General features: G+C 45.9%; 2 protein-coding genes and 2 pseudogenes. All 4 read right to left on the bottom strand.

Going from position 1 to position 1,417, the window contains the following annotated elements; genetic code table 11:
• Positions 1–187 (bottom strand): annotated as a pseudogene (locus tag HMPREF0027_RS11185) (phage tail sheath family protein); the annotation flags it as partial.
• 1 nt (position 188) lies between these two features.
• Positions 189–684 (bottom strand): annotated as a pseudogene (locus tag HMPREF0027_RS11180) (Gp37 family protein).
• A gap of 11 nt (positions 685–695) precedes the next feature.
• On the bottom strand, positions 696–1,130 hold the full coding sequence (locus tag HMPREF0027_RS11175; RefSeq protein WP_005625399.1) for a gp436 family protein: 435 nt from the start codon (positions 1,128–1,130) through the stop codon (positions 696–698).
• A gap of 3 nt (positions 1,131–1,133) precedes the next feature.
• Positions 1,134–1,385 (bottom strand): DUF7210 family protein, encoded by a 252-nt coding sequence (locus tag HMPREF0027_RS11170; RefSeq protein WP_005625397.1) that lies wholly within the window; start codon positions 1,383–1,385, stop codon positions 1,134–1,136.
• Between the last annotated feature and the right edge of the window lie 32 nt (positions 1,386–1,417).

The following is a 1,417-nucleotide window of genomic DNA, read 5'->3' as shown; positions in this document are numbered from 1 at the left end:
AACCTTTATCTACTAGATTGCCGAATTGCGAAAAATGTTTTGAGGTTTGGCACAGGGTAATTTCATTGGTTGCGCCAATCGGTGCTGTGCCAACCAAACCAATAATCGCCCCGTCAATTTGACGGATAGCGACTGTACCACCGTTAATACGTTCGGTTTCCGAACCGTGGTGAAAGGCTACTGCCATATTATTCTCCTTGTTTGGTTTTCAACCGTGTATCTAACGGTTGCGTGGTTGAGCGTTTAATTAAATGTGCAAATTTCGGTGCAGATTTAACCGCCTGTCGGTCTTCTACCTGCCATGTCTCAGTTTGTACAATAAGTTGGTATTGCCAAAGCCCGTTGTCTTCACCGGCAAATTCTTCACTAATAAGATGACAAGGCGTACAGTTCGTCGGTTTAAATCCGACTACTGCAAGGCGTAACTGGTCGAGCATTTCCAACGCACCGGTGTCATCGTGCTGACTGCGAGCAATCACAGTTAGGGCAACCAACACTTTCCGGCGTTGTTGGATAATATCGGTGCTATCAAGACTTTCAAATTTGGAACCTGCATACTGCACCAAAAGGGTCGAGTAGGTTGTAGTGTTCAAGGTCATCAGGGAATAGTTCGATACTGAAACTCGTGGTCTTCTGTTCGATATGCTCTCTGATACTTTGCAAAATCGGTAAAGTGGCACTCATAGATGCGATCCTTAATAGCCCGACAAATCCAATTTCTGCGGCGCACGGGCTTTAAACTTCAAGGCGGACGGCAAACAGTCGTCTGTTTCCGTACCGACTTCCAGCAAGCCCAAATGCAATTTACCGTCGGCAATGCGTTCCAAATCCTTCAACGTTTGTGCGTGGGCATCTTTCACATTGGGCGGAAAGCCCTTGCCGTCTGGACGACGTGAATAGAGCCAGTAGCGAGCCAGCTGCAAGTAGATGTTGCGCACCAAGGTTGGTACTTGATTTAACGGCAACAGATAACGGGAACGGAGATAGCCGTCCACCGTTTCAGTGGCGTATTCGCACGCTTTGGCGATTACAGCTTGATTGATTTCTGTCGCTCTGCTGTTATCCGTTGAAAGCTGTCTTAACGTGATTTCATCCATCACGTCTGTTAAATCTTGTGCCTTGATGTACATTGATTATTCGCCTTTTTTACCTTTCGTTTTGGCTTCTGCTTGTGAAATGTTGGCTTCAGCCTCTTGAATATCGGCTTCAGTAACAGCTGATTCAGATTGAACTTGTTCAGGTTCAACTAACTGCACATAAAGTGCAATGCGTTCAGCTTCTTCATCGGTGAGTTCGATTTTGTCGCCTTGCTCGTAGCGTTTACCGTTGTGCAAAATCGCCATAGCGGCAGTAACCAAATAGGCTTTCTTTTGTGTTTCGGACATGGTTATCTCCTAAAAAAATAAGGGGCTGTAGT

This window comes from Actinobacillus ureae ATCC 25976, from assembly GCF_000188255.1.
Taxonomy (GTDB): Bacteria; Pseudomonadota; Gammaproteobacteria; order Enterobacterales; family Pasteurellaceae; genus Actinobacillus; species Actinobacillus ureae.
This window is presented reverse-complemented; position numbering and strand designations above follow the sequence as displayed.

Coding starts and splice junctions, on each gene's coding strand:
- HMPREF0027_RS11170 (WP_005625397.1), bottom strand. CDS start 1,385: ATGTCCGAAACACAAAAGAAAGCCTATTTGGTTACTGCCGCTATGGCG.
- HMPREF0027_RS11175 (WP_005625399.1), bottom strand. CDS start 1,130: ATGTACATCAAGGCACAAGATTTAACAGACGTGATGGATGAAATCACG.